We start from the raw sequence: 21,356 nt of genomic DNA on the forward strand, positions 1-21,356 counted from the left end.
CCGTGCATGAGACTATTTTTCATGTCGATCGCCTCGATTTGATGCCTTGTCCTCGAAACGAAGAGCGGCTCGGACCAGCGCGAGATGGCTCAATCCCTGAGGGAAGTTGCCAGCGAGGCGTCCATCCCGGCCGTTGAACTCCTCAGCGAGAAGCCCCAGTTCATTTCGCGCATGCAACAGATGCTCGAAGGTTCTCTCCGCTTCAGCCCGCCTCCCCTGCATAAGCTGGCATTCCGCGAGCCACCCGCTGCACGCCAGGAATGCTCCTTGACGGATCGCCCCTGATGACCTGCGGTGAACGTAGCCTTCGTGCACGAGGTCGCGCTCGATCGTTTTGATGGTGTTGCGGATGCGTTCGTCGGTTACGGGCAAAAAGCCCAGGAGGGGAAGGTTCAGAAGGCTGGCGTCAACCCCATCAGCTCCATAGTACTCCACAAACGTTTCACGCCTGCGGTCGAAAGCTTTTTCGCACACTTCGCGATGCATCCGGTCGCGCAATGCCGCCATCTGCTGGAGAAACGGGCGATCGGCTGCCCGATGCAGATCAGTGCAACTGACGAAACGATCCACCGCAGCCCAGGCTGAGACCTTGGAATAGGTGTAGTGACGCGCATCCCCCCTCAGCTCCCATAAACCGTGGTCAGGTTGGTCCCATACGCGCTGAACATGATCGACGACAGCAGTGATCAGCTCGCTTTCCCGTTCTGTAGGCGCAATCCCGGCGTTGGCTGCGAAAGCTATGGAGTTCAGGAGTTCGCCGTACACGTCAAGCTGACGCTGGGAAGCGGCCGCATTTCGGATCCGCACGGGTCCGACGCCCGCGTATCCGGGCAACCAGGACGCGGTGCATTCCTCCAACCGGCGCGAGCCGTCGACCCGGTACATGATCCTGATCTTCTCCGGTTCGGCGCCGGCGGCCCTGAGAAGCCAATCCCGGAACGCTTTGGCTTCATCACGATAGCCAGCCTCCAGTAGAGCGCTGAGCGTAAACGTCGCATCGCGCAGCCAGCAATAACGGTAGTCCCAATTCAGGTGCGAACCCTGCGCTTCCGGAAGCGAGGTGGTGGGAGCGGCGATGATGCCGCCTGAAGCTCGAAAGATCATCGCCTTGAGCGTCAAGAGCGAGCGCCTGACAGCCTCAGGCCACTGCGTCTCGACTTCGAACTTCGCAATCCAACCGCGCCAATAGTCTTCTGTCGCATGCAGCGCGGCGCTCGGCGCCAGTGGCGGAGGCGGCAGCGCTGTGGCTCTGCCGTAGCGAAGGCAAAAGGCGGCCTGCTCGCCTTCACGCACTTCCACTTCGCCAAGGATGCACGATCCCTGGCGCGAAAGCTTCGCGGGAGAATGCAGCACCACGAGGTCCGGTCCCACGAACGCAACCGCCCGATCGTCGCCGACTTCCAGCGCGGGTTTCAAGGACCCATAGTCGAAGCGCAGATCCAGCTCGCTTCGCACCTCGACTGTTCCAGCGAGGCCGAGCACGATCCGAATCACGGCGCACGCGCCATCGTGAATCGGCATAAAGTCGATCAGCCGAACGCGGCCCGTCGGCACCTCGCAATCGGTCTCCAGAATGAGCGTATCGGCGCGATAGCGGCGGCTGCAGGAAGTGCTGCCACCGGCCGGCGCGAGCTTCCAATATCCGTGTGATCTCGTGCCGAGCAAAGCCGCAAAACATGCATCCGAATCGAAGCGCGGCCAGCACAGCCAATCAATTGAACCGTTGCGGTGAACCAGGGCGGCGGTCTGGCCGTCCGCGATCATCCCATAATCTTCGATGAGCTTTTCCGCCACCACCCGTGCTCACCTGGATCGCTGGTTGCGTGCACGGTACCGTTCGATCCCAGTCTCTCTGCGTTCAGATGCGCTTGCTTGGGCGGCGAACGCAACCGCGACGATCCCGATCAATGCCGCAACAGGCCCAAGCCGCAACAGGCTCGCAGGCGCGACGAAGGCGTGATCGAGCGCTTCCGAACCGAAGCTGCCTCGGGTGCGATGCAGGCCGTGCAGCGGCTTGTTGAGATTGTCCGGCCGGCTGCCATCGATGGCGCGATCGGTCTGTTGACCCGCGATACAGGTTCGGGCGAGATAGCGATCCAGCAAACCGGGCGCGAGCATATTGCCGAAAATGACCTTGAGCGTGCTGAGACCGATCCAGTACTCCCTGGCAGGCTTTTGCGCGGCCTTGTAGACCGCATTCGCGATCACCTCGGGCTCCACGACGGGCGCGACCGGCCGGGGCGAACGGGGCATATGCGCTCGTGCCCAATCGAATTGTGGCGTGTTCACCGCCGGCAGCTGAAGCATGGATAGATTGATCCTGCTCCGCTCGTGAATGAGTTCGCTTCGTAGCGAGTCGGTAAAGCCGCGGATGGCGTGCTTGGCGCCGCAATAAGCGGACTGCAGTGGAATACCGCGATAGGCCAACGCCGATCCGATCTGGATGATCGTTCCGTGGTTGGCCAGCCGCATGTGACGGAGAGCAGCCATGGTTCCGTGCACGAAGCCGAGATAGGTCACCTCGGTGACGCGGCGGAATTCGTCCGGCGTCATGCGCCAAACCGGCGAGAACACCGTCGCCATCGCATCATTGACCCACACGTCGATCCGGCCGAACGCCGCGGCGACCCGGTCAGCAGCGGCGAACATCGCGGCGGCATCTGCCACATCGAGGGTCATCGCGATAGCTCGCCCGCCCAGATCCCCAACCTCTCGCCTCACCTCTTCGAGGGCTTCGGCGTCGCGCGCGATGAGACCGATCGAGCAGCCCGCGCGCGCGAAGCGGTGAGCCGTCGCCCGTCCGACGCCGGCGGATGCCCCGGTGATCACGACAACAACAGGCGATTGTGCAGGATTCTCGGGCACGCGCACGCTCCCTGGAGTCGGTGCTATGCTTGTCATGGCTGCTCGGCCGGGTAGGCTATGGTCGACAGCAGCGCCATCGCCGGCTGGCGTGAGTCCAGCCTGGTGTGCTGGACAATGACCGGAGCGCTTGCTTCAATCAGAGACGCGTAGCTGGTGTCGCGCGGGACTGGCGCAGGATCGCTCAGATCGTTGAACCGCAGATGAAGCGTGCGGCGCGCCGGCACTTTCAGGCGGTAAGGACCGACCGGCTCCCTGTTCTCGAAGAACAGCGTGATTTCGACGTGCACCTCGCGATCTCCGGCGTTCAGGAAGCAAGCCGCCTCGTGAGAGACAAGGTCGTGTGCGTCGCTGACGCTGTCGCTTGGGATGTAACCTTCGGGGATCGCCCATACCGTCGAACCGAGATTTGTCATCGTCGTTGCTCCAGCTTGATCAGCGCCAGCCCGGTGTCGGGATCGTGCACCTTTTGGAGATGCGCCGGGCTTTCGGTGACGATCATTTCAAGCGTTGGACGCACCATGCCTGAGCCCAAGTGCCCGGCGAGCGCGGTGCCATCGCTCCGGCCGACGACGAGATGAATGTGTACGGAAGCTTCGCCCGAAGGCGCAAGCGCGACGTCCCCGACGAGCGATGCAACCTCCACCTGCTCATCGACCCGATTTTCCAGATAGGCCTTCTTCTCCCAATCGAAAAATTTCAGGGTGAGGCTGCTGAACGCCCCGATGCCGGTGATTTGAGCGGCAGCAATATGCTGCGATGCTGCGAACGAACGGATGCTCGCCATCGCCTCGTCACCGGTGTCCAGGACAACAGCAAAGGTTCGCTGGCGATCGTCGTTGAGAAGCTTGTGCTGCATCGAGTCGTCTCTCCCATGCCTGGTGGCTAAAACCTGATCTCTCCCAGCCGCGCCAGCGAGCGGATCCGGTCCGCCGTGCGGCATGCGATCGCCTGAATCGTGAGCGACGGATTCGCGCCGCCGACGGTTGGGAACACGGAGCCGTCACAAACCCATAAATTTGGAATGTCCCAGCTGCGGCAATCCGCGTTGACCACGCTGTTGTCCGGGCGACTGCCCATCCGCGCTGTTCCGTTGAGGTGACAGGTGTCGTCGTGCTGGATCCAGATGTCCTTGGCGCCCGCGGCGGTTAAGGCCCGGCTCATGAAGCCGATCGAATGATCTATCAGGCGCTTGTCGTTGTCGCACCATGAGTAGGTGACGCGGGGAATTCTGATCCCGTATTGATCGACCTCGTCGTCCAGCGTGACCCGATTTTTCTCCTGCGGGAGCATTTCACCCACGATTTTCAGGCCGACGGCATGGTTGTAGCGCTTCATTTCTTCGACCAACCGGGCTCCCCAAAGTCCGTGCGCGCTCGCCTGCGTCTTGGCCCAGAGTTGCGGCAGAGGGCCTTGGCTCATGTAACAATAGCCCCCAAAGAAGTCCTTGCCTTCGTCCGCGTAATTCCAGTGCTCGGTGATCGCGAGGGAGGGAGGTCCCTTGTACGACCGAACCTCCTCCTCCATCACGCCCCACACAGCCTGGTTGGCCTGGGCCATCAGATTCTTGCCGACGAGACCGGAACTGTTTGCAAGACCATCCGGAAACTTGTCCGTCGCAGAATTCAGCAACAGCCGGGGCGTTTCGATGGCATAACCGGCCACAACCACATTGCGTGCCTTCTGGAAGTGCCACTTGTCCTGACGATGATAGTGCACCCCAACGGCGAGCCCGTTCTCGTCGGTCTCGATCCGGCCGACCATGGCCAGGTCGCGGATTTCGGCACCGGCCGAGAGGGCACGGGGAATCCAGGTCACTAGGGCGCTCTGCTTCGCGTTGGTCGAACAGCCCGCCACGCAGAAGCCGCGATAGACGCAGGGATGCGCTAGTCCGCGAGGAGCAGAAAGAGTCGCGAGCGGCGTTTCCGTCCACGCGATGCCCATGGCCTCGCAGCCGCGCGCCAGCGCGCGGGCTGCAGCATTGAGCGGATGGGCGCGATAGGGGTAGCGCGGGCGCGGCGGTCCCCACGGATAGTTGATCGGCCCGGATATTTTGAGGGCCTGCTCGACCTCCGTGTAGTAAGCCCACATCTCGCGCCAATCGATTGGCCAATCAGCGCCGTAGCCGAGCTTCGTTCGGGCTTTGAACCATTCCGGGCGGAAGCGCAGCGACACCATGGCAAAATGCACGGTCGAACCGCCAACGGCCTTGCCGCTGTTGTTGCTTCCAAGTTGCAGCGGGTTGTCACCGTCGACGATGCGATCGTCGGTCCAATAGAGCTTGGTTTGCTCGGATTCGTCGGAGGCGAAGTCCTCCAGAGGACGAAAGTAAGGGCCGGCGTCGAGTGCCACCACCGAGAAACCATATTCGGCCAGCTTGCAGGCCAGGGTCCCTCCGCCAGCGCCCGTCCCGACGATGACGAAGTCCACCGCTTCGTTGTCGGCGTATTGCTGCATGCTGACCCAACGGCCCGGCCGGAAAACGTCCGGCGCACGACCGTTGCGTGCGCGAGGACTATGCCGGGGATCATCGGACATGGCGGTTGATCCTCAGAGCGGCGAGCTCATCTCCGGGCTTGGCCTCGGCGGCCTCCCAGGGGTCGCGATCGTCGAAATCGAGACGCACATAGCCGCGCGGACTGGCCGGTCCGCCCCATCCGATCTCACTCCAGGCGGCCGGGTGTGAGTAATATGCCAGCACCAGATCTTGGAGCAGGCGGTGCTTGAAGAAGGCGCTAGGCGGCATGCCGGCCCATTCGGGCGCATGCAATCCACCGGCTTCGCAGCGTCGCAACAACGCGTCTTGATCAGGCCCGGCCATCTCAGCGAACCGGGAGCCATGACGGCTTAGCGCCTCCGCATCGAGAGCATGGAGCCCAAGCCGCCACGCATCACCATCTCGCGGCATACCGGCAGGACGATAGCCGTCGAAGATGCCATCTTGCAGTTTACGATCAACAAGTGCCGCAACGGGGATACGCGAATGCGAGGCGGATTGCGGGACTATTCGATCGGCCATCGCCGTGACGGATTGGAATTCTTCCGCCGTGAAAAAGCGCGGGTCGTTCGCGACCGCAAGCCGACGCGAGATGACGTCCCGCGTCTTGTCATTCCAGGACGGACTGTTCCACTTCGCGAGAACGTCGTAGCCGGGATAAACACTCCCCCGGCTGCGCTGCGAGCTCCTCTCAGCCATCGGAGGCCTCTCTCATGAGCTCGAGCGCAGCAAGCCCGGCCAGCGCAAGTCCTGCGAAGCTTGGCGGCGCGGGTAGCGGCGGACCGTCAAGAATGTTCTGGCTCCAGTTGCGCCAGCCCCCCATGTTTCGCGAGATCCCATAGGCGTGCAAGCCCACACCAGCGAAACCCATGGCGACCAGCAGCCGCATCCACCACCGGGTGGCGCGGTGCGCGCACTCGCCGCTCCCCGCCACGGTTGCGCCGAGCAACCCGGCGCCGATTGGCGGCAGGGTGACCGGAATGGCCATGAGCGGGTTGTGAAAGGCACCGCGGAAGTGCAGCAGACCCGCCTCCCCGCTCGTGCCCAGCAGGCCGAGCGCTGCAACCGTCGCAACGGTCTTGCCAGCTGGAAGGCTGAGCACGCGAGGACGGCGCCGCGGCCCATTGGCGCGCAGCCGCTCCGAGCAGAAGCCCAGCAGGCCTGACAGCAGAATAGCCATGGGGGCCCCGAGCGGGGCACCATAGAAGAGGTTCTGCCAGCTGAACCCACCCACCTTCTTGGTGACGTTGTAAATGTGAAAGCCTGTGCCAAGCAGGCCTGTACCAGCTGCCAGTAGGTAGGAGGTATCGCGCGCGTTGTGAGCGACGGGGCGCTTGTCGGCCGTGCCATGCAGGCTCATTGCCAAAGTCAGGCCCGCGACGACGATCGGCGTCAGCATGGCTTTGTTCTTGAACGAGCCGCGGTAGTGCTCCACGGCGCTGTCTGCAAGAACTGATGCTGCAAGTGTACCCGCTGCCCGATTTAGCTGTCGCGCCGCCAACACGTTGTCGGCCTTTTGGCGATCAGGACCTGAGAGCGAACGGCTGGTAGGCGACCAACGCCCCTGAGCCGGCGCGCTCCTCTCTTCCCTCACTCCGGCTCGGGCGATGCCGTGCGCTCTTTGTTTTCTAGCATGGTCAGACCGCATAGCGTCCAGCATCCGCTTCCTTGAAGATCAAACCATTGCCCGGCCGGTTAAGGTCCGGCTCGATCGCGCCATTGCGCGCCAATGGAGCACCATCGAACAGCAGGTGCTCGATGCGAACATGGTCGTGAAACCATTCGAGGTGGCGCAGCCGCGGCACCGCGCAAGCTGCATGCAAATGCACCGCAGGCGCGCAGTGGCCAGAGAGGTCGATGTGGTACGCGTCGCAAATCGCGGCGACCTGCAAAAACCCGGTGACGCCGCCGCAACGTGTGAGGTCCGCCTGCTGCACGTCGACGGCGGACGCCTCCAGCATCGCCCGCACATAGTCGGTCGTATAAGCATATTCTCCGGCAGCGACGTCCATGCCTGCGGGCGCGCGCTCCCGGATCGCCCTGAGCCCTCGCAGATCATCCGACGATACCGGCTCCTCGAACCATGTCACGCCCTGCCTTGTGAAAACGCCAGCAAGCTGCAGCGCTTGCTTCACGCCGTAGGCACCGTTTGCATCAACGAAAAGCTCCGCCCAGGCGCCGATCGCGCGCCTAGCGACTTCGACGCGGTGAAGATCGAGCTCCGGCTCCGAGCCAACTTTCATTTTGACATATCTACAGCCCTGCTCCATGACCCAGCCCGACAGCTGGCGACTGAGTTCATCGTCGGAATAGGAGGTGAACCCGCCGCTTCCATAGATCGGAACGGCCGTGCGGTAGCTTCCCAGCAGCTGAACGAGCGGCACTTGCATCAGGCGCGCCTTTAAGTCGTAGAGCGCCGTATCCACGGCCGAGATTGCGGTTGCCGCAAGACCTTCGCGGCCCAGATTGCGCACGGAACGCTGCATGGCCAGCCACGCCGCCTCGGGTGCAAAGGCATCCTTGCCCTGGACCGTACCGGCGAGCTTGCCCGCGACCAACCCGACCGCACTTCGATCCGTGTAACTGTAGCCGATCCCGAGTTTGCCGCCGGCAAAGGCTTCGACCAGCACGAGCGTAGTAGAGCTCCAGCTCATTGTGCCGTCCGCCTCAGGCCGATCGGTCGGGACCTCGAATGCCCGCGCCTGTATCTTCTCGATCTGCACCTGTGACATCATTCCTTCCCGGGCATCACGCTCGTCAGCAGCTCTTTGGCGCTGTTCTTAAGGACGCTTGCAAGTTCGGGCTCGGAAGGAATCATGCTGACGAAGTTCTTGGCATCCTTGAGGGTGATGTGCGGAGGAAGCGGCGGCACGTTCGGATCGGTATACGCTTCGAGGACCACAGGACAATCCGCGGACAGCGCCTCATCCCAAGCAGCACCCACGCAGTCCGGATTGTCGACAAAGATGCCCTTCAGGCCAATAAGCTCCGCATATCGGTGATAGGGGAAATCCGGAATGCTCTGGGTCGATAGCGTCTTGCCCGAGCCGAGCTGAATCCGCTCCTCCCATGTGACCTGATTGAGATCGCGGTTGTTGAGAACGAGCACGATCAGCCGAGGGTTCGACCACGTTTTCCAGTATTTGGAGATGGTGATCAAAACGTTCAGGCCGTTCATCTGCATGGCGCCATCGCCCATGCAGGCGACCACCGTGCGGTCCGGGTGAGCCATCTTTGCCGCAACAGCGTAAGGCGTTCCCGCGCCTAACGACGCCAGCCCACCGGAAAGCGACGCCTTCATGCCACGCCGGATCTTCAGATCGCGCGCGTACCAGTTGGCGACCGAGCCGGAATCCGCGGTGATGATCGCATTCTCAGGCAAGCGCGGCGACAGCTCCCAGAACACGCGCTGTGGGTTGAGTGGTTCTGCTGAATCCATTGCGCGCCGTTCGAGAGTCTGCCACCATTCCCGCACACCCTCTTCGATCTCTTGCCGCCAGGCTGAACCTTGCTTCTGCTGCAGAAGCGGCAGCAGCGCTTGCAAGGTCGCCGAGCTGTCCCCCACGATATTGACCTCCATGGGGTAACGAAGACTCAAACGTGAGCCGTCGATGTCGACCTGGACGCCGCGCGCAGAGCCTGGCTTCGGCAGGAACTCGCTGTACGGGAACGCCGACCCTACCATCAGGAAAGTGTCGCAATTTTTCATGAGGTCCCAACTCGGCTTGGTACCAAGCAAGCCGATCGAACCCGTGACAAAGGGCAGGTCGTCGGGAAGTGCGGCCTTGCCGAGCAGCGCCTTTGCGACTCCCGCCTGAAGGCGCTCTGCGACTGCGATCACTTCATCGGTCGCGGACAGAGCACCCGCTCCGATCAGCATCGCGACTTTGCTGCCCTTGTTCAGCACCTCCGCCGCCGCGCGTACCGGAGCTTCATCGGGACGTTTCGCGGGATCGGCGTAACCGGTCCCGGTGTGTGTTGCCCCATGCGCGAGCGGCGGATCCCGGTAGTCCAGTTCCTGCACGTCCTTGGGCAAGATCACGCAAGTCACGGTGCGCCTGTTGTGCGCAATGCGAACGGCCCGGTCTATCAGGTGGCGTATCTGCTCGGGTACGCTTGCCTGTGCGACGTATTCTGCCACGTCCTGGAACAGGACCTGCAGATCGACTTCCTGCTGATAGCTCGCCCCAATCGCGCTCCTCGCCTGCTGGCCGACGAGGGCGACCACAGGCACATGATCCATTTTGGCGTCGTACAGGCCGTTGAGAAGATGAATTGCGCCAGGGCCGGAGGTCGCAAAACAGAGGCCGACCTGTCCTGTAAACTTGGCATGAGCGCAAGCCATGAAGGCGGCCATCTCCTCGTGCCGGACCTGCACGTATTCCATCTTTTCTTTCGCGTCTTCTAGAGCGACGTCCAACCCTCCGACCCCGTCCCCAGGATAGCCAAAGACCCGGCTCAGGCCCCACTCGGAGAGCCGGTGCCAAACGAATTCACTGACGTTCATTGGATTTTCTCGCTTTCGCGCAGCCGACTTAGTTCAAACGCTTCTGCTACTGGCCGGTTCTCACGAATGTCCGTACGCTCGCGTACCTCTCCAACGGCTTCATTCACTCCCATCCCGCGCCAGCAGACGAACATCGCGGGCCCTCTATGGACGAGTGGCGATGTTCGCCTAAGGTGGAGGACTACTTCGACGCGGCGTTGTTGTTCGAAGAGCCGGACGCGGTCGTGCCCTGAGAGTTGGTTGCGGAGCCGGTCGTGGTCGTGTTCATGGCTTCGAACACGGACATGCCATGTGGACCGATCGTCATCACCATCGGATTGCCGTCCTTCGTCTTGGCCTGGACGACGAAGGATTCGGCAACGATCTTGATGTCGGTGAAACCTGCCTTCTTCAGATCATCCTGAATTTTCTGCACCGCCGTATTCTGGCCCGAGTTGGTGGCTGCTTGCGAGGGTGCCGTGGAATTGGCGCCACCTTGCGCGAGTACCGGACTGGAAGCCGTGGCTGCGAGCAAGAAGGCTGCCAAAAGCGTGGTCTTCATCGCTATCTCCTACAGTTTGACGGATCAATATCGCGACAGCGCTGGCCGGCCCCAGACGTTCCGCCAGAAACAGTCGCGGTCGCGCGAACTCGGTACGAGACCGAACGAAGCGGAGGACGAGCTTCTGCCGATAACCGGCCTTGCGGCCAATTCAGCCGGAAAGCAATTCGGGCGCGGACTCTCCCTCTCCAAACGCCAATCGGCTGGCGTGGCTGAATATCTCGTAACCATCGTCACGCGCGACCGCGACGAGCGTGACCCCGGCCCCTTCAGCGATCTCGATCGCCAGCGAAGTCGGGGCCGAGACGGCGACGAGGAGCGGCACGCCCATTCTCGCTGTCTTTTGCACCAGCTCGACGGATACCCGACTGGTGATGAGGACAGCTCCCGATGACGTCTCCAGGCCGGCTCTGGCAACCGCTCCCGCGAGCTTGTCCAAAGCGTTGTGGCGACCGACATCTTCTCTTAGCAAGCGAACGGTATTGCCGTCCCAGAACGCCGCAGCGTGCATCGCCCCTGTCGCCTGGTTGTGATACTGGAGCGGCCGTAACGAGCGCATCGCTGTCAGGATGTCGAAGGCGCGAAATCCGCCCCGGCTGACGATGCGCGGCAGCCGCGGGCAAGCGTGCTCCAGGCTTTCGATTCCGCAGAGGCCGCAGCCGACCGGCCCGACCATCGCCCTCCGCCTGCTTGCAAGGAGATCACCATGGGAGTTGTCGAGCCAGATCCGCACTTCGCAACCGCGCTCGAGCTCGACGATTTCGATGCTGATGATGTCCTCGCACCGCTCGACAATGCCCTCGCTCAAGCTAAAACCGACGCCAAAATCCCAGAGGTCGGCGGGCGAGGCCATCATCACAGCGTAAGTCGAGCCGTTGTAGGTGAGCGCTATCGGCCGCTCCTCTGCGACCCTGCGGGAGGAGGGGATTGGGCGGCTCCCTCGCCACACCAACTCCGGTTTGTCGAGCGTACAGCGATCACCCATGTCCCACTCCCATTGGCGTCTGCCAACCTCTTCCGGAGAGCCAAGTTCCAGCTCGAGATTTCTTTGTACGGCAGCGCGCACACTATCGTGCGCGCGCAGACACAGAGGCTCGCTTCCGCTCCATGGTATTGAGCACTCTGCGTTTTTCGCTCGGCGGTCGCTGTGCTTCCTCCAACTTCAAAACCTCGGACCGAGGAACCCCCCTGACGAACATACGTTGGCGAGGCACAGGCTGGCCGGTTCCCGAAGAGAAAGCAAGATCATGGCGCGACCACACGAAGCTCGTGACGAGACCCCAGACAAGACGGTTGAATACGACGGTCCATCTGGCGGATGGGGATCCCTCAAAGGGATAGCCCGAATCTTCGGGAAGGAGTGGGACTCGCCGGCGGCCTTGAATACGCTCCGTCGCCAGAACAAGCCGAAAGGCTTTATGTGCGTTTCCTGCTCGTGGGCCAAGCCGGCCGACTATCACACGTTCGAATTCTGCGAGAACGGCGCCAAGGCTACCCTTTGGGAGTTGACCACGCGTCGATGCAGACCGGATTTCTTCGGAAAACATACGCTGACTGAGCTGCGCTCCTGGAGCGACTACGATCTCGAACAACAGGGCCGCCTGACTGAGCCCCTGCGCTATGACGGTCCTACTGATCGTTACATGCCATGTAGCTGGGACGAAGCATTTCAAGCGATCGGCACGCAACTGAAGGCACTCGATCCGAAATCCGTCGTTTTCTATTCCTCTGGGCGGGCAAGCCTGGAGACGTCATATCTGTACGCGCTGTTCGCGCGGGTCTACGGCAACAACAATCTGCCTGACAGCTCCAACATGTGCCACGAGACGACGTCCGTCGCGCTCAAAAAGCTGATCGGCGCGGGCGTTGGAACTGTGGTGTTCGACGATCTCAGCAACTGTGACGCGATGTTCTTTTTCGGCCAGAATACCGGGTCTAACAGTCCGCGCTTTCTGCATCCGTTGCAGGACGCAGCCAGGCGCGGAGTCCAGATCATCACCTTTAACCCAGTCCGCGAGAAAGGCCTCGAAACCTTCGTCAATCCACAGAATCCGACAGAGATGCTGACTGGCGAGGCGACCCAGATCAGCAGTCAATATCACCAAGTGAAGGCCGGCGGCGACATTGCCGTCATCATGGGAATTTGCAAGCACGTCTTCGCCGCGGACGACGCAGCCAAACAGCAGGGCAAAAGAGTTCTCGACGCCCCCTTCATCGAACAGCACACGCACGGCTTCGAAGCGTTCGAAGCCAAGGTCCGGGCAACGGACTGGAGCGCGATCGAGACCGCATCCGGTCTTAGCCGGTCGGCCATCGAAGGCGCAGCTCAGGTCTATGTCGAGGCTGATCGCGTGATCGGGATCTACGGCATGGGCCTGACCCAGCACGTGCACGGTTTCGAGAACGTGGCGATGCTGGTAAATATGCTGCTCCTGAAGGGCAACATCGGACGAGATGGCACCGGCATTTCACCCGTGCGTGGACACTCGAATGTTCAGGGCCAGCGCACCGTTGGCATCTCCGAGAAGCCTGAACTGGTCCCGCTCGATAAATATGCCAAACAGTTCAAGTTCGAGCCGCCACGCGACAAAGGCATGAACACCGTCGAGACCTGCGAAGGGGTTATCGCCGGCAAGGTCAAGGCGTTCATCGGGCTCGGCGGTAATTTCGTCCGTGCCATTCCCGAGCGATCGAAGATGGAAGAAGCCTGGCGCGGACTGGAGCTGACGGTCCAGATTGCCACCAAGCTCAACCGCAGTCACCTCGTGCAGGGCAAGGCCGCCTATCTGTTGCCGTGCCTCGGTCGAACCGAGGAAGACGTGCAGGCAAGCGGGCAGCAGGCCGTCAGCATGGAGGACACTTTCAGCTGTATCCAGGGCTCGATCGGGTTGCGCAAGCCGGCAAGCGAACACCTGAAGTCGGAGGTGGCGATCGTCGCAGGTCTCGCCAAGGCGACCCTGCCCAGGAACCCGAAGCTGAAATGGAATGAATGGGTCGGCAACTACGATCTCATTCGCAACGAGATCGCCGAGACCTATCCGGACGAATTCCACGCCTTTAACGAACGGATGTTCACGCCCGGCGGGTTTTATCGCGGCAACTCCGCGCGCGAGCGGATCTGGAAGACGAAAACCGGCAAAGCGGAATTCACTGCTCCGGAGATTCTCAGCTCCACCGGCTTCGCGGACGCTCCCGGCCGATTCCGGCTACTCACGATGCGCAGCAATGATCAGTTCAACACCACGATCTACGGCTACAGCGACCGGCTGCGGGGCATCGAGGGCACACGGGATGTGCTGCTGATGAATCCCGAGGAGATTGCACGCGCCGGACTGCAGGATGGCCAGATGGTCTCTCTCGTCAGCGACGCAGAAGACGGCATCGAGCGTGAGGTCGGGCCACTTAAGGTGACCCCGTTCAAGCTGCCGGATGGATGCCTTGGAGCCTACTATCCGGAAATGAATCCCCTGATCCCGCTGTCGCACCACGACATCCATTCAAAAACGCCGGCCGCAAAGTCGGTGCCCGTCCGAATCCGCGCGTGAGCTAGGGCGCGCGGCAGGGGGCCGACGAATGCAGCTTTTTCGTCCCGGCGCGAACACGATTGCGGCGGTGGTGATCGCAGCGATTGGAGCCGTGCCGGTGCTTGCGGTGGGACTGTCCTACGAGGTGATGCGATCCCCCTACGTCACCAACCAGAACATCACACGGAATCAGCCGGTGCCGTTCAGTCATGAGCATCACGTTTCGGGTCTCGGCCTCGACTGCCGCTATTGCCACACCTCGGTGGAAAAGGCGCGCTTTGCCGGCATCCCACCGACCGAGATCTGCATGACTTGCCATTCGCAGATCTGGACCAACGCGCAGATGCTGGCGCCAGTGCGCGAGAGTCTTGCCAAGAACCAGCCAATGGCCTGGGAGCGCGTGCACCGCCTCCCCGGCTACGTCTATTTTGATCATTCGGTCCACGTCGCAAAAGGGGTTGGGTGCACCACCTGTCACGGCGACGTGGGAGGGATGCGGCTGATGCGCCAGGCCGCGCCGCTGACGATGCAATGGTGCCTCGATTGCCACCGCTCTCCTGAACGTTACCTGCGTCCACGCGAAGCGGTTTTCAATCCAAACTGGCAAGAGCCGAAGAACCAGGCCGAGATCGGGCCCAAGCTTGCCGCGGGCTATCACATCAATACGGATCATTTGACGGATTGCACGATATGTCACCGCTGAAGGAGTTGCCAACGCGGCCCGATCCTGCCCGACGCAGCAAGCTCAATCGCCGTCAGGCGCTCAGCCTACTGGCGACCGGCGTGGCGGGCGGACTCGCGGCCTGCAGCAAACCAGACGAACAGATCCTGCCCTATGTCAGAATGCCGGAGCGGATCGTTCCTGGCGAACCGCTGAAATTCGCGACCACACTTCCGCTGGCGGGGATCGGTCGCGGAGCGATCGTGACCTCAATCGACGGCCGGCCGATCAAGGTCGAAGGCAATCCGCTTCATCCGGGCAGCCTGGGTGCCACCGATGTTTTCGCTGAAGCAGCCGTCCTTTCGCTTTACGATCCCGACCGCTCGCGCACCATCCTGCACAATGGCGCGATTGCGCCGCGCGAAGCGTTGAACCGAGCGCTGGTGACCGAACTCTCCGAGACCCGCAACAGCCAGGGTAAAGGCCTGCGCTTGTTGACCGGGCGCACCACGTCCCCGACTCTGCTGCGCCAGATCGATGGCCTGCTTCAGGCGTTCCCGGCCGCATCGTGGCACGCGTACGACCCAACCGACGACGAGAATGCGCGCCAAGGTGCGCAACTCGCTTATGGCAAATCTGTGCGCAGCATTGCCGATTTCGCAAAGGCCCGCGTGATTGTCGCGCTCGATGCCGATCCGCTCGGGCATGGCCCCGATCAGATACGAATTGGCCGTGGCTACGCAAGTGGCCGCAGCGACGCCAATGCCTTCTCGCGTCTCTATTGTTTAGAGAGCGCACTCACCCTCACCGGAGCAAAGTCGGACGAACGTCTTTCGCTTCGTCCGGAGGCGATCGAACGATTCGCGGCGAGCCTCGCGCGGGAGCTCGGCGCCACTGCAAGCGCCACCGAACTTGCCGAGCGCGAGCGTCTGCTGCTTCAGAAGATCACGGCAGACATGAACTCCCACAAGGGCGAGGCGATCGTCATCGCGGGCCCGGCAATGTCCAGGGAAGTCCACGCATTTGTGCATTGGATCAATGCCCAACTCAATGCGCCCGTTCGGCTCATCGATCCCATCGATCGGACGCCATCCGGCAAGCAGGCGGGAACGCTTGAACAGCTCGTAGGCGATCTGGACTCCGGCCGCGTGCGTCAGCTCGTAATGATCGGCGTCAATCCCGCTTATGACGCACCAGCCGATTTGCACTTCGGGGCCCGAGCCCAGAAAGCGGCCTTTCGCGTTCATATGGGCGAGTACGCGGACGAAACCGCGGCTATCGCCAACTGGCATCTCCCGCAAAGACATCGACTTGAAACGTGGTCGGATCTGCGGGCCGGCGACGGCACGGCCAGCATCGTCCAGCCTCTGATCAAGCCGCTCTACGAGAGCTTCAGCGAGCACGAGCTTCTCGCCTGGCTGAGCGGCGCAGAAGACGCGGGCGCTTACGAGTTGGTGCGGCAGACCTGGACGAGCGCGGCCGCTGCGGATTTCGAGGCATGGTGGCAGCGCGTGCTGCACGACGGGATCATTGCAGGAAGCGGCGCCACTGCTGTTTCCCTCGCTGCTCCGCTCCTGCCGCCACTCGCGGACTCCGAACCTCACGACAAGCGCGATGACGAGATCAGCCTGGTTCTGCGCCCTGATCCTTGCCTATGGGATGGTTCATACGCCAACAACGCCTGGCTCCAGGAGTGTCCGAAACCGCTAAGCAAGCAGGTCTGGGGCAATGCGCTGGCGCTGCATCCGGACGAGGCAAGCCGGCTCGGTCTCACGTCCGGGGACGTCGTCACGGTCGCCGCGAACGGCCGATCGATCGAGGTGCCCGTGCTGACTGAACCCGGGATGGCCATGGGCGTCGGCGCGCTCACGCTCGGCGGGGGGCGGCAAAAGGTCGGCGCGATCGGCAACGGCGTCGGCGCCAGTGCCTACACGATCCGGACCTCGGACAACAGTTGGCGCCTTCCGCAAATTGCGATCAGGCGAACAGGGCGCCGGGAGCCGATTCTCACAACGCAGAACGTCGTTCGCACGCCGGAGGATGTCCGCGAGCTCTATCCGCAATATCGGCTCGGGCAATCCCTGCCGTCGGCGGCCATCCCCCATCCTCCAAGCCTGATGCCACCGGCCGTGAAGTCTGGCGACGGCCATGCCTGGGCGATGGTGATCGACACATCGGTTTGTATCGGTTGCAATGCCTGCGTGCTCTCTTGCCAGGCCGAGAACAACATTCCCGTGGTGGGGCCAGAGCAGGTGGCCATGGGACGCGACATGCACTGGATGCGCGTCGATGCTTATGATCATGGCGCGCCGAACACCCCGCAACTCGGCTTTCAGCCCGTGCCGTGCATGCACTGCGAGCACGCGCCGTGCGAGCCTGTGTGCCCTGTCGCCGCATCCGTCCATGACAGCGAAGGGCTGAACGCGCAGGTCTACAATCGCTGTATCGGCACCCGCTTCTGCGAAGCGAACTGCCCTTACAAGGTGCGCCGCTTCAACTTCTTCGGTTATGCTGACGGCGAGGAATACGGCAATCTCGGCGCGGAATCTTATCGCGGCCAAAAGAATCCCGAGGTGACCGTCCGCGCCCGCGGTGTCATGGAAAAATGCACATACTGTGTCCAGCGCATCAGCGGCGCACGCCGCGCCTCGGAACGTCAGGACCGGCCGCTCGGTCCAGACGAGGTGCAGACAGCCTGCCAGAACGCATGCCCGACCCGTGCCATCAGCTTCGGAGACCTGAACCAGGCTGACGCAGAGATCAACCACAGGAAAGCCGACCCGCGCCACTATGCCTTGCTCGGCCACCTCGGCACGCGGCCGCGCACCACCTATCTTGCCGATGTGCGCAATCCCGCACCTTCGGAGCCGGAGGGGCGGACATGAGCGAAGTTCTCGTTCCTCAGCATCCCCCGGCGCACCGCTGGATCTCGGCCGCGCGGGCAGGAGACGCCACGGTTACCCAGGCCGTGGCAGATCCGCTCTTCACCGGGTTCGGCAAAATATGGTGGCTGGCGCTGCTTATCACCCTGCCGTTCGTGCTCTGGCTGTTCGTTGCGATCGCGTGGCTGTTCTACCAGGGCATCGGCATCTGGGGCATCAACTCCACCGTCGTATGGGGAGTCGCGATCGCGAACTACGTCTGGTGGATCGGAATCGGCAATGCCGGCACGCTGATTTCGGCGATGCTGCTGTTGACCCGGCAAAGATGGCGCGCCTCGATCAACCGCTTCGCGGAAGCCATGACGCTGTTTGCGGTTGCGATCGCCGGGCTGATGCCCATCGTTCACCTCGGTCGACCGATCTACGCCTATTGGCTCGCGCCATATCCGAACACCATGGCGCTTTGGCCGCAATGGCGCAGCGCCTTGGTGTGGGACTTCTGGGCCATCCTCAGCTACCTGCTGTTCTCCCTTCTGTTCTGGTATGTCAGCCTGATTCCCGACCTTGCGACCATGCGCGACCGCACGCCCCACCGTGCCGGCCAGCTGCTCTACGGCGCATTTGCGATGGGATGGCGCGGCTCGTCGCGCGAGTGGTCGCGTTTGCAGACACTGCATACCACGATGGCCGCCCTCGGCGTGCCTCTGGTCTGCTCTGTGCACTCGATCGTCGGACTCGACTTCGCAGCGAGCCTAATGGCCGGTTGGCAGGAGAGCATCTTCCCACCTTATTTCGTCGTGGGCGCGATGTATTCTGGTTTTGCCATGGTTGTGGTGCTGGCGGCCGCGATCCGCTGGGGTCTCAGCCTTCAGGCTATTATCACTCACCGCCACTTCGAGGTGATGGCCCGCATCCTGCTGATGGCCTCCATCGTCATGTTCTATTCTTATGCGACGGAGTGGTTCATGGGCTGGTACGGCGGTGAGCATGCCGACCGTGAGGTGGTTCGCTTCGAGTTCACTGGAACCTACGCGCCGCTGTACTGGGCCTTGCTGGCCTGCAACTGCCTCATCCCGCAGTTGCTATGGTGGCCCTTCGCGCGACGGTCGCTGTTCATTCTGATTCCTGTAGCCATCGCGATCAACATAGGCATGTGGCTCGAGCGCATCCTCATCGTCTGGAACACACTTTCGCACGGCTACATGCCGTCACTGTGGCGGGCGTTTCACTTCACGTTCTGGGACTGGAGCTTTCTCGTCGCGCCGCTCGGATTTTTCGCCTTCCTGTTCCTGGTCTTCGTGAGGCTGGTCCCGAGCATATCAATGTTCGACGTGCGCGAGCTCGCTCATCAGGAGGCCGCGGCATGACGGCCAAGCTTGTGGCGGAATTCCTCGACGGTGAAGCGCTGAAGGCGGCCCCGCAGCGCGTGCATACCGCCGGACACGCCGCCCTCGAAGCATTCGGGCCGTATCCGATCGAAGGGCTCGCCGAACAGCTTGCGCAGGGCCGATCGGCAATTCGGGGTGTGATGCTTGCCGGCGGCCTCGGAACTGCAGCATTCGCCTTCGCACTGCTATGGTACAGCGCCGTGATCGACTATCCCATCAACAGCGGCGGTCGGCCACTGAACTCCTGGCAAGTGTTCCTGCTGGTGCCGTTTGAGGTCGGTGTCTTCGCGGCCGCGCTCGCCGGCGTCATCGCCTTTCTTTGGTCGTGCCGCCTGCCTCGTCTGCACGATGCAATGTTCGAGATTCCGGGCTTCGAACGCGCAACGCAGGATCGGTACTTCCTGCTGGCCGCATCTGACGGCGACCCGAACGAGCTGAGGACAGTTCTCCGCGACGCCGGCGCCGTCGCGGTCACGGAGCTGCGCACGCCATGACCGCCCGCGCGCTGCCATTGCTGTTGTTGCTGTCATGGGCGCTGGCCGGCTGTGGCGATCATTCCATGTCTCAGCAGAATCGCTACGGGACGTTCTCGAAGGCTGGGCTGTTCAAGGATGGCAGCGAAGCCCGGGCCTTACCGCAAGGGGTCGTTGCACAGGGCGATCTCGACCGTTTGCAGCAGATCTCCAAGCCACCGGCGGTCGACATGGCGCTGCTGTCCCGCGGCCGCGAGCGCTACGACATCTATTGCTCCCCGTGTCACGGGTTCTCCGGCCAGGGCGATGGGATGATCGTGCAGCGTGGCTTTCCCGCACCGCCCTCCTACCATTCCGCCCGCCTCCGCTCGGCCGATGCTCAGCACTTCTTCGACGTGATCACCCATGGCTACGGCGCGATGTATTCTTACGCCGCGCGGGTCGAGCCGCGCGACCGATGGGCCATCGTCACCTATATCCGCGCGCTGCAGCAGTCGCAACGAACCGACATGGCCGACGTGCCCGAGTTGAGGAGCAAGCTGCCGTGATCGCCGCGCTTCGTAACCAGACGCTGAGTGCATTCGCCTCGCCGCACGCGGCGGCGGGTGTCGCGCTGGTGTCGCTCATGGCTGCGCTGGTGCTCATGGCTGGACGGCTCGGTCCTCATCCGAGCCTGCTGCAGGGCTGGCTGCTTGCATTTGCAATATGGAGCTGCGCCCCGGTCGGCAGCGTGACGTTGCTGCTCATCCACCGTCTGACGGGCGGCCGTTGGGGCGTTGTCGCCGGAGCCATATTGCGCCCCCTCGCCGCGACGATGCCTCTTGTCGCCATCGCCTTCGTCCCCGTTCTCGCCGGGCTGACTTACATCTACCCCTGGGCCGCGGATGCCAGCCAGATCAAGCCCGACATCGCGCGCTGGTACCTCGGCCAGCCATGGTTCGTCCTGCGCGCCGTCATCGCACTGATGGGATGGTCCGTGCTCGGCGTGACCTTCGCACTCGGACTCGGCGGGCGGCTATTGGCCGCGCTCGGACTTGCGTTCTACGGCTTCACCATCAGCATGGTCGCGGTCGATTGGTTCCTCTCCCTTGAACCGCATTACGTCTCGACCGCCTTCGGCTCCATGATCGCAATACAGCAGCTGCTCGCCGCGCTTGCCGTTGTCGCCGTGCTTGCAACGACCAATTTCGAAGGTAGAGCGCTGAGCGATATCGGCAGCCTTTTGATCGCAACCGTGCTCGGCGTCGTCTACCTCGAATATATGACATATCTGGTGGCTTGGTACGGCGATCTACCTCACAAGGCTGAGTGGTTCCTCAGGCGCAGCACAGATGCATGGGTCGGCATCCTGCTCGTGACATTCGTCGCCGGAGCCGTGCTTCCATTCTCGATGCTGCTGTTCGAGGGCCTGCGCCGCAGCCGTGCAGGCTTGCTCATTGTCGGCCTGTTGCTGCTCTTCGGCACTGTCATGCACTTCGCTTGGCTGATGATGCCGGCATTTTCCGCGAAAGCTCCTGTTGCTCTCACGGCTCTGGGCACTCTCCTCACCTTGACGATAGCTTCTGTCCTCTTTGGACAGGGCATCGCATCCGTGGAGGTGCGCCATGCCGAATGAGGAAATGGGCAGTCGTGCATTCCCACAACCCGCCGGCATTCACAACCGCGCCGTTCTCTTGGTAGTCGGTGGCTTCCTGCTCTTCGTGGGTGCCGCGATTGCGGGAATGCTACTGTTCCTGAATACGCAAGCGCCGCGCGCATTCACCCCGCGCGCTGAGCGCCGATTTCCCTCCCCCGAGCTCCAGACCTCTCCGGAGGCCGACCTGACCCGGTTCGAGGCCGCGCAGCGTGCGAGGCTCACCGCTTATGCCTGGGTCGATCGCGACCACAACATCGCCAGCATCCCGATCGACGAGGCGATGCAGCTCGTCGTCGGTCGGGGCTATCAAGCTTATGACGCCCCCCAACCTGCGCCCGCCCCTCCGTCCGGTGCAAGTGGAGGGAATCCATGAGGCGGGCCATCG

At 62.4% G+C, this 21,356-nt stretch carries 19 protein-coding genes; 8 read left to right on the forward strand and 11 right to left on the reverse strand.

From position 1 onward, the window contains the following. Positions 1–12: 12 nt before the first annotated feature. The 11 genes from IVA74_RS15630 to fdhD form a co-directional block, all read right to left on the reverse strand. On the reverse strand, positions 13–1,794 hold the full coding sequence (locus tag IVA74_RS15630) for a glycoside hydrolase family 15 protein (RefSeq protein ID WP_247345288.1): 1,782 nt from the start codon (positions 1,792–1,794) through the stop codon (positions 13–15). A 9-nt stretch (positions 1,795–1,803) separates the two neighbouring features. Beyond that, positions 1,804–2,865, reverse strand: coding sequence for an SDR family oxidoreductase (locus tag IVA74_RS15635; protein ID WP_247345291.1), 1,062 nt, complete (start codon positions 2,863–2,865; stop codon positions 1,804–1,806). Positions 2,866–2,897: 32 nt separating this feature from the next. Then, a complete protein-coding gene (locus IVA74_RS15640) occupies positions 2,898–3,278 on the reverse strand; it encodes a sensory rhodopsin transducer (protein ID WP_247345294.1) in 381 nt (126 codons plus the stop codon). Further along, positions 3,275–3,721, reverse strand: a complete 447-nt coding sequence (locus IVA74_RS15645; RefSeq protein WP_247345297.1) for a PPC domain-containing DNA-binding protein — start codon at positions 3,719–3,721, stop codon at positions 3,275–3,277. The genes IVA74_RS15640 and IVA74_RS15645 overlap by 4 nt, the downstream gene beginning before the upstream one ends. 26 nt (positions 3,722–3,747) lie before the next feature. Then, positions 3,748–5,400 carry a GMC family oxidoreductase gene (locus IVA74_RS15650; RefSeq protein ID WP_247345300.1) on the reverse strand — a complete coding sequence of 551 codons (1,653 nt, stop codon included), beginning with the start codon at positions 5,398–5,400 and terminating at the stop codon, positions 3,748–3,750. Then, positions 5,390–6,058: a gluconate 2-dehydrogenase subunit 3 family protein gene (locus tag IVA74_RS15655; protein ID WP_247345302.1), complete on the reverse strand. Its 669-nt coding sequence runs from the start codon at positions 6,056–6,058 to the stop codon at positions 5,390–5,392. The genes IVA74_RS15650 and IVA74_RS15655 overlap by 11 nt, the downstream gene beginning before the upstream one ends. Next, complete coding sequence (locus tag IVA74_RS15660) at positions 6,051–6,794, reverse strand: hypothetical protein (protein WP_247345305.1); 744 nt, start codon at positions 6,792–6,794, stop codon at positions 6,051–6,053. The genes IVA74_RS15655 and IVA74_RS15660 overlap by 8 nt, the downstream gene beginning before the upstream one ends. Positions 6,795–6,996: 202 nt before the next feature. Then, complete coding sequence (locus tag IVA74_RS15665) at positions 6,997–8,094, reverse strand: enolase C-terminal domain-like protein (RefSeq protein ID WP_247345308.1); 1,098 nt, start codon at positions 8,092–8,094, stop codon at positions 6,997–6,999. Next, on the reverse strand, positions 8,091–9,866 hold the full coding sequence (locus IVA74_RS15670) for a thiamine pyrophosphate-requiring protein (protein ID WP_247345312.1): 1,776 nt from the start codon (positions 9,864–9,866) through the stop codon (positions 8,091–8,093). Before IVA74_RS15670 ends, IVA74_RS15665 begins: the two co-directional genes overlap by 4 nt. A gap of 181 nt (positions 9,867–10,047) precedes the next feature. Then, the gene (locus IVA74_RS15675) at positions 10,048–10,407 is read right to left on the reverse strand and encodes a hypothetical protein (RefSeq protein WP_247345314.1); all 360 of its coding nucleotides are present in this window, start codon (positions 10,405–10,407) and stop codon (positions 10,048–10,050) included. Between the two features lie 151 nt (positions 10,408–10,558). Beyond that, positions 10,559–11,392: a formate dehydrogenase accessory sulfurtransferase FdhD gene (gene fdhD / locus IVA74_RS15680; RefSeq protein WP_247345318.1), complete on the reverse strand. Its 834-nt coding sequence runs from the start codon at positions 11,390–11,392 to the stop codon at positions 10,559–10,561. 262 nt (positions 11,393–11,654) lie between these two features. Between fdhD and IVA74_RS15685 the strand changes: the two genes are divergently transcribed. The 8 genes from IVA74_RS15685 to IVA74_RS15720 are packed head-to-tail and all read left to right on the forward strand — an operon-like array spanning position 11,655 to position 21,344. After that, on the forward strand, positions 11,655–13,952 hold the full coding sequence (locus IVA74_RS15685) for an FdhF/YdeP family oxidoreductase (protein WP_247345414.1): 2,298 nt from the start codon (positions 11,655–11,657) through the stop codon (positions 13,950–13,952). 28 nt (positions 13,953–13,980) lie between these two features. Beyond that, positions 13,981–14,634 (forward strand): cytochrome c3 family protein, encoded by a 654-nt coding sequence (locus IVA74_RS15690; RefSeq protein WP_247345321.1) that lies wholly within the window; start codon positions 13,981–13,983, stop codon positions 14,632–14,634. Further along, entirely contained in the window at positions 14,622–17,477 is a 2,856-nt protein-coding gene (locus IVA74_RS15695; protein ID WP_247345324.1) for a 4Fe-4S dicluster domain-containing protein, read from the forward strand. Before IVA74_RS15690 ends, IVA74_RS15695 begins: the two co-directional genes overlap by 13 nt. Beyond that, the gene (gene nrfD / locus IVA74_RS15700) at positions 17,474–18,841 is read left to right on the forward strand and encodes an NrfD/PsrC family molybdoenzyme membrane anchor subunit (protein ID WP_247345327.1); all 1,368 of its coding nucleotides are present in this window, start codon (positions 17,474–17,476) and stop codon (positions 18,839–18,841) included. The genes IVA74_RS15695 and nrfD overlap by 4 nt, the downstream gene beginning before the upstream one ends. Next, positions 18,838–19,356 (forward strand): DUF3341 domain-containing protein, encoded by a 519-nt coding sequence (locus IVA74_RS15705; RefSeq protein ID WP_247345330.1) that lies wholly within the window; start codon positions 18,838–18,840, stop codon positions 19,354–19,356. Before nrfD ends, IVA74_RS15705 begins: the two co-directional genes overlap by 4 nt. After that, on the forward strand, positions 19,353–19,883 hold the full coding sequence (locus IVA74_RS15710) for a cytochrome c (protein WP_247345333.1): 531 nt from the start codon (positions 19,353–19,355) through the stop codon (positions 19,881–19,883). Before IVA74_RS15705 ends, IVA74_RS15710 begins: the two co-directional genes overlap by 4 nt. Continuing rightward, a complete protein-coding gene (locus IVA74_RS15715) occupies positions 19,880–20,950 on the forward strand; it encodes a hypothetical protein (RefSeq protein ID WP_247345336.1) in 1,071 nt (356 codons plus the stop codon). The genes IVA74_RS15710 and IVA74_RS15715 overlap by 4 nt, the downstream gene beginning before the upstream one ends. Beyond that, complete coding sequence (locus IVA74_RS15720) at positions 20,940–21,344, forward strand: hypothetical protein (RefSeq protein ID WP_247345339.1); 405 nt, start codon at positions 20,940–20,942, stop codon at positions 21,342–21,344. The genes IVA74_RS15715 and IVA74_RS15720 overlap by 11 nt, the downstream gene beginning before the upstream one ends. The last annotated feature ends 12 nt before the right edge of the window (positions 21,345–21,356 follow it).

The organism is Bradyrhizobium sp. 132 (genome assembly GCF_023074185.1).
Lineage (GTDB): Bacteria > Pseudomonadota > Alphaproteobacteria > Rhizobiales > Xanthobacteraceae > Bradyrhizobium.